Source organism: Anaerocolumna jejuensis DSM 15929 (assembly GCF_900142215.1).
Taxonomy (GTDB): Bacteria; Bacillota; Clostridia; order Lachnospirales; family Lachnospiraceae; genus Anaerocolumna; species Anaerocolumna jejuensis.
This window is the reverse complement of record NZ_FRAC01000036.1, coordinates 53,693-60,562: the sequence shown is the minus strand read 5'-3', so window position 1 is coordinate 60,562 and position 6,870 is coordinate 53,693. Positions and strand designations below refer to the sequence as shown.

Below are 6,870 nucleotides of genomic sequence, written 5' to 3'. Positions count from 1 at the left end.
TGGCTATGCATTCTTCCGTATTAAAAGTGGAAGACATCTCCTGCATACTTCTTATATCACAAATATTTTTCATCAGTGGCATAGTTAGCATGACATCACTTGAGTAGTCGATGTAGCTGGAATGTCTTGGGTCATGAACTCCGGCAAAATCACTCCAGAGGTCTTTGTAAAAATGTTTCTGTACTTTTAAAAATTCAACCAGAGGATTCCCCTCGGATTTTTTTAATTGTCTTCTCTCAGCTCTTGTCATCAGTAAAATACTCCTTTGCGAAAAACTTTTCTTAAAGTTTATCACAATAACAACTGTCAAGCCTATCTTAATTGTATGAATCAGTGCGAAAAATATTTACCTTTCAGAGCTGCTGGCAGGCTGGATTAAAGCATTTTCATACCGGCATTTCCACTGCACAGTTCGTTCCATGTGTCCGTCTGCTACTCCATCTACCGTTTCGCCGCTTTTGATGGGTGCATTGTTCGCGTACATATAGCTCAGCAGGTTATAAGCATGGTTGACCACCCAGTTTGGATTCATTCCATGAAAATGATATTGCAGGTCCGGCAGGTATAGCGTACTCATGCCAAGTGTATCCACCAGCATATCTTCCTTATTCTCAATGTTGAAGAAACGGACATTGACTGCAAAATAGATAAACCGGTCTTCCCGTGGAATTTGATGATTTAAGATTTTCTCCCTCGTAAACATTTTACCGGAGGTCTGAAACTGTACGGCAGCACATTCCGGGTATAGTTCCACAAGTGCCTCCATAAAGTCCATCATCATATCCGCCCTGTCTTTATAATCCGTCATGGCCCCCGCAAGCATATCGGTTGCAACTACCTGATAATTGCATTCAGACAGAATCTCGGCACTGTTTTCACAATCCCACATCTGGCTTTTTGTGATATCATCAAGCTGATAGCCATCCGATTTAAAGCATTCCATGACCATCAGCTGCGGCGGCATGCTCCCGTCTTTAAACTCCACCTTGTATTTCTTTGGCGCAAATCCAGCCACCTTTGTGTCGTGGCAGAAACAATCTACTTCTCCCAGATGCTTTTCCATAACAGCAGTCATCTTTTCCTGGGATGGCATCTCACACTTTTCCTTCATCAGCAGATGTATGATAAAAACAGAACCCGGCTGCTCCTTTTGACTTAAATCCTGCTTCAAGGAATTGCTTTCTTTCTTGTTAAATTTATCTAAAATGCCCATGAAACTTCCTCCGCTTATTTTTCATACCTATTTTAACATCATACCATCCGGTACAATGCGCTTGCTGCGCCAATTACAATATTATTATATCGTCATAATCTGGGATAAAATTAAGCTGGCACCGGTCCAGCTTGGTCCGATGCCTATTCAAAAACTATTACTTATTCTATTTTATTTTGTTAAGAAAATCAAAAATTGTTTGTGAATATGCTTCAATAGTATTCTTTTCAATTATCTTGATATTTTCCAAATCCACATCCGCAGGATTTCCACAATAGCCCAATGGTGTTATTTTTTTAGCACCTTCACCACCTTGAGTCCATTGCCTAAGATCTCTTTGGGTTGTATGAGATGGTCCTAATGTATGTAATAGTGGAATATTTACTAGTTCCTTAAAACGATGAAGCATCCAGCTTGTCTCAATAGCACCTGCATGGATATCAATATATTTTGAGTCAATCGTTTTTGTATCTGTTTTCATCATTACTTTTATAAGATAGGGTTGGTTTTCTATAAAGCCCAGCTGTGTAAAAAGGTTAGTATCATTAATAAAATATACTCCAATTTTTTGTTCTGTATATGCTTTACATACAGCTTCTATAATGGTTTTAATATGAACAAAATCTCCATGGAAATTAAATAAAACTATCTTTTTAAATCCCCATTTTTTTAAATTTCCTAATATCTCCAGAAGTAATGTTATCATTGTTTCCGGCTTAATTTCAAATGAGCCGGTAAAACCATTTGTTATACTATTTACTCCCCAATAAAAAGGCGGCGCTATGACCGTTTCCAGTCCCAGTTCTTTTAACCGCAAACTAACTTTTTTACAAATTGTCTGTGTAAGATAAATGTCTGTTCCTGTACACAAATGAGGTCCATGTTCTTCCACAACAGAAACAGGTAATAAAACGCATCCTTCTTTTGTAATTACTTCCTCAATTTCAGAATAAGTCATATCCACCATTGTTTGTTCGAAAATAGAATAGCTCATACATATCACTCCTTGGTTTTTATTTTCATCATAAAGGCTGCCCTAAGGAGAGTGTCAATTCAATTTTTATTTTTTATTTATTGGAAATTGTATTTCCGTTATAAAATTATCCCTAATGGGAGTTACAGCTTCGTTAATATAATAATTTACTACACTTGGTCCGATTACTTTATACCCGATTTTTTCAATATTGCTACGTATTATTCCATATAAATCCCGCATTAAGCTGTCATAATTCCCCTCATGTATATAACAAGCGTACTCGCCCCCAATAATGTTCTCTTGGCTATATTTATTTAGTGTAAAGTCTGATTTTAATTCATAGCCTATTTTTAACTCAATACTGCTTGATGTGTTATCAGTTTTCAATATAGCTAAAGGAGAAGAATTTATACTTGAAATGTCAACACCATCCTGAATGAAACTATCTAAAATTGATTTATAAAATTCTCTGAAAACATCAGCCTTATACTCACCTCGGTATAGCTTAAAAACAATCCGCCTTGTTTGCAATTTTCTTATAATTATTTGTGAGTGTGTATCAAATATTACTTTAGCTTTAATACTTCCGCACTGATCTTGTAATAATTTAACTTTTCTAAGACTGCCTTGTAATTGCTGTATTTGTTCTTCAAGCTCATTTTCTTGCTCAGTGAGAATATTTTGCAAACTTTCAATTACATTTGCACTGCCATCCTTTTGCAAAAAGCTTTTGATTTCTGTCAAAGAAACACCTATATCCTGTAATTGTTTTATAGTCATAATTCTTGCTACATGCCATTTTGAATAAAACCGATAACCATTTTCCTGATTTACCATTGTTGGCTTTAAAAGGCCTAAATTATCATAATATCTCAATGTTTTATGTGAAACATTACATATTTTTGCTAACTGACCAATACTTAATAAAATACTATTGTCCATTTTTCACAATCTCTCTTCTCTACTGTTTTAAATCTATATCCCAAAGCAAGATAATATGTAAGGAACCTGATAAATTTACTTTTTATACTCTCATGGGCTATCTGTCGGTTATTGGCTTATCATAAGTATCAACTTACTTCATTTCGCAGAAAATTTCAAATTTTTCGATGCATTATTTTGGATTTTATCCAATTTTATATTTGTAATTTTATTTTCCTTAATTGTTACACTCCCCTTTACCTCTTTTGCCGCTTCAATACCATACGTTCCGCAGCCATTAATTATGTTGTCTTCAATGACCATATTTTCCAAAGTCCCGCTGTTAAAATGTGTCTAGAATTTTTAGGGTGCAGAGGGTGATGAGCTCTCTGATTTTTGTCCATCGGGAAAGGAACTGACGCTGCGGTGCCTTGAGAGGGAGCCTTATAACATCTTTACCTTTCCATGAAGGTGTCAAATCTTCCAACTACACAAACAGCTTTCATATGAAATGATTGAAATCATTCGCAAAAAGTGTTATGCTACCAATGGTAAATTCATATGAATGCCTCTGCTAAATCAAATTCATCGTAAGGCATCGATTGGGAAAATAATATGGCAAGGAGCTTATTTTGATAGGCTCTTTTTTACTGATAAAGAAAGGTATTGAAAAATAAAAATATTTTTCAACTACTATTCAGGAATATCAAATCAAAGAGCTGATATTCACGAAAGGAGCTACTATGATAAAAATTGATAACTTATCCTACTCATTTCCTCAAAAGGAGCTATATAATAAAATCTCATTCACATTAGAAGAAGGTCAGCATTGTGCCTTCATAGGAACAAGCGGAAGCGGTAAAAGTACACTGATCGATATCCTTATGGACCCGGATAGATATATGTTCGAGGGGAAGCTGGAGATATCCTCCAATTGCAGAATTGGGTATGTGAGCCAGTTCTCACAGCTGGACAAAACAAAAGAAATAACTGTTTTTGAATATATTGGGGAGGAATTTATTAAGCTGCAAAATGAAATAACCTCCATTTGCACCGAAATGGAAACAGCTTCGGATATTGATTCCCTGCTGGAAAAGTATCAGCAAGCTTTGGATGCATTTCAAGCAATTGGCGGAGAGGATTTCGAAAGCAACATGAATAAGCAGCTAACTCTGGCAAACCTAAGCAGGCATGAAGGCCTGCCGGTATCTAAACTCAGCGGCGGGGAATTCAAACTAATTCAGGTAATTAAGGAAATGCTGACCGGTCCAGACTTAATGATCATGGACGAGCCAGATGTATTTTTAGATTTTGAAAACCTTAATTCTCTTAAAAACCTAATTAATTCACACAAAGGAAGTATGCTGGTCATTACCCACAACAGATATCTGCTGAATCATTGTTTTAACAAAATTATACATCTTGAAAATAAGCTGCTTCAAGAATTTAATGGACGTTATATTGATTATAACTTCTCCTTGCTTCAAAGTAAAATTGAGCTGCAGGAACTGGCTGCTGCTGATACGGAAGAAATCAAGAGGAATGAGCTCATAATTGATAAACTAAGATCTGTCGCGACCATTCATACGGAAGCTTCCAGAGGGAAATCCCTTAACGCCAGAATTAAAATCCAGGAACGCTTAGAAGCTCGTAGAATTAAAGCTCCCTTTGTAGATATTAAACAACCGGAAATCAGCTTTGATACAGATAATAAACTGGAAGAAACCATTGCCTTGAGCGTCAAAGATTACAGTGTTGCCTTTGATGACACTCTTTTAGAAAATGTTAACTTTGAGCTCAAATCTACTGATAAAGTGGCCCTGATTGGTTCAAATGGTACCGGGAAAACGACTTTACTCCGGGAAATCTTTAAAAATAATCATAATTCTATTGAAATAAATGAAAATGTAAAAATGGCTTTTTTATCTCAGCTTCAAGGCGAAATGCTAAATGAGTCTGATACAGTATTGGAAGAGTTCTTTCATGTGGGGTTCAAAACGAATGATGAGATTAGATTGTATCTCTCAAGCTATGGTTTTGACGAGGAAGTCCTTCCTCAGAAGGTAGGAGCTCTATCCGGCGGAGAAAAAAACATACTCCAAATAGCTAAAATTTCTGCCGGTAAAGCAAACCTGCTGCTTCTTGATGAACCCACAAGTCATCTGGACACCTATTCACAAATAGCCCTGGAAAAAGCCATCGAAAACTATAATGGTGCGATTCTGATGATTTCACATGACTTCTATTCTATCGTAAACTGTATGGATTATGTTTTAATCATTGAAGATAAAACAATTCGAAAAATGAGTATGCGAAAATTCAGAAAGATGACTTATGCAAATCATTTCGACAGAGACTATTTAGAAATTGAACAAAAGAAAAAAGCACTGGAAACCAAGATAGAATTAGCTTTAAAAGATACCGATTTTGAGCTTGCGAAAATTTTATCCGAAGAATTAGAAGAGCTGATTAAGTTACTTTAAATTTGAATATTGAAAATTATATTGATACAGAATCCGCTATCCCAGTTAATGGAGTATAGCGGATTTTCATAATAATATTAGATATCTGTGCGCAGCTAGCAACGGCTATGCAGAATACTCCTTCTGATTTTTGAAGACATTTTTATTTGCTGTCGTCTTGTTCCCAGATTAAGAAGAGCTTATGATCAGAATCGGCGACATAAGAACTCACGATATTCTTACCATCTGCTGTACACTCGCACACGACGAAACGATTGTCAGAGAGCTTATAATAAGTGTAAAATACATTGTTTTTATCACCGTTTGGCAGCCCGGCTTCCTTAATAAGCTCCTTTAACTTGCTGCTTCGCAAAAAGAATTTCTTAAAGACCTCCTCATTCAAAGCTGTTCGTCGGTCTATGGTCGTGTATTGCCTATATTCGCCTTCTACCATGATTCTGTCGGCGGCAATCCAGAGTGTAGAAAAAATCTCATCCTCATTTGCCAGCTTTATGAACTCTATTTTCCCTGATTCAACGACACAAACTAAAAATAATTTATTTTCAAGCTCATAATAATACCTGTCATATGTGCTGTTTGAACAGTTTGCCACACCTGCAGATGCTGTAAAATGCTCAAAATCGTTATCTTTCTTTACCAAGGCTATATAATCGTCCGATGTTAAATCACGGTCAACAAAGGTATAATCCAACATCCAGGAATCAACCTTCGTGACATCGCTGCGTTTTTGGGATGAGGTTTGAATATGTACTCCATCCTGTGTATAGTGCATGAAGTATTTACCGTTTATCGCCTCGTCTGAATCAAATTCGAGCTTATGTATGCCTACCTCGCTCTTGTCAAAGTCGTTGACGGATTGAATGGATAAATACACGTTGTGCTTAACCCCTGAAGCTTGTACGGAGAACGAGCCATTGAGCTCTATTTTCCTTTTACCATGCTCAACATCTTCATTTGTCTGAGTAGCTTCTACCCCTTCATCACTTTCCTTGGGTCCTTTATAATATTCGAATAAAGCATTTATCTGACTATCAATATCTGAGTCTGTTTTGATGACACTCTCTGCAAAAAGCTTTTTTAGTTCTTCCTTGTTTTCGCTATCCAATGCAACGAAAACTTTATCCACCATTTCACGATACTGCTTATTGTCACGACTTGTCGTAAAATTAAGCATGGCAATCCTTGAACAGGAGGTCAAATACACTGTTATAAAAAGCAAAAACGAAATAACAACTAAGCGTTTTTTCATATTATATCACCACAATTGTAGATTTATA

General features: G+C 36.2%; 7 protein-coding genes. 1 reads left to right on the top strand and 6 read right to left on the bottom strand.

From position 1 onward, the window contains the following. The 5 genes from BUB77_RS25650 to BUB77_RS30165 form a co-directional block, all read right to left on the bottom strand. The coding region (locus tag BUB77_RS25650) for a transposase family protein (RefSeq protein WP_139241326.1) at positions 1 to 250 on the bottom strand (250 nt) is incomplete at its 3' end. A gap of 96 nt (positions 251 to 346) precedes the next feature. Then, positions 347 to 1,213, bottom strand: a complete 867-nt coding sequence (locus BUB77_RS25645; protein WP_073280029.1) for a DUF4261 domain-containing protein — start codon at positions 1,211 to 1,213, stop codon at positions 347 to 349. A 166-nt stretch (positions 1,214 to 1,379) separates the two neighbouring features. Next, positions 1,380 to 2,207, bottom strand: coding sequence for a creatininase family protein (locus tag BUB77_RS25640; protein WP_073280028.1), 828 nt, complete (start codon positions 2,205 to 2,207; stop codon positions 1,380 to 1,382). Between the two features lie 66 nt (positions 2,208 to 2,273). After that, a complete protein-coding gene (locus BUB77_RS25635) occupies positions 2,274 to 3,131 on the bottom strand; it encodes a MerR family transcriptional regulator (protein ID WP_073280027.1) in 858 nt (285 codons plus the stop codon). Positions 3,132 to 3,269: 138 nt separating this feature from the next. After that, the gene (locus BUB77_RS30165) at positions 3,270 to 3,443 is read right to left on the bottom strand and encodes a hypothetical protein (RefSeq protein WP_170866753.1); all 174 of its coding nucleotides are present in this window, start codon (positions 3,441 to 3,443) and stop codon (positions 3,270 to 3,272) included. Between the two features lie 410 nt (positions 3,444 to 3,853). On the opposite strand from BUB77_RS30165, the gene BUB77_RS25630 reads away from it, so the two are divergent. Continuing rightward, complete coding sequence (locus BUB77_RS25630) at positions 3,854 to 5,593, top strand: ABC-F family ATP-binding cassette domain-containing protein (protein WP_073280026.1); 1,740 nt, start codon at positions 3,854 to 3,856, stop codon at positions 5,591 to 5,593. A gap of 142 nt (positions 5,594 to 5,735) precedes the next feature. On the opposite strand, the gene BUB77_RS25625 is transcribed toward BUB77_RS25630, so the two are convergent. After that, positions 5,736 to 6,842: a DUF5104 domain-containing protein gene (locus tag BUB77_RS25625; protein WP_084124728.1), complete on the bottom strand. Its 1,107-nt coding sequence runs from the start codon at positions 6,840 to 6,842 to the stop codon at positions 5,736 to 5,738. Between the last annotated feature and the right edge of the window lie 28 nt (positions 6,843 to 6,870).

Coding starts and splice junctions, on each gene's coding strand:
- BUB77_RS25645 (WP_073280029.1), bottom strand. CDS start 1,213: ATGGGCATTTTAGATAAATTTAACAAGAAAGAAAGCAATTCCTTGAAG.
- BUB77_RS25640 (WP_073280028.1), bottom strand. CDS start 2,207: ATGAGCTATTCTATTTTCGAACAAACAATGGTGGATATGACTTATTCT.
- BUB77_RS25635 (WP_073280027.1), bottom strand. CDS start 3,131: ATGGACAATAGTATTTTATTAAGTATTGGTCAGTTAGCAAAAATATGT.
- BUB77_RS25630 (WP_073280026.1), top strand. CDS start 3,854: ATGATAAAAATTGATAACTTATCCTACTCATTTCCTCAAAAGGAGCTA.
- BUB77_RS25625 (WP_084124728.1), bottom strand. CDS start 6,842: ATGAAAAAACGCTTAGTTGTTATTTCGTTTTTGCTTTTTATAACAGTG.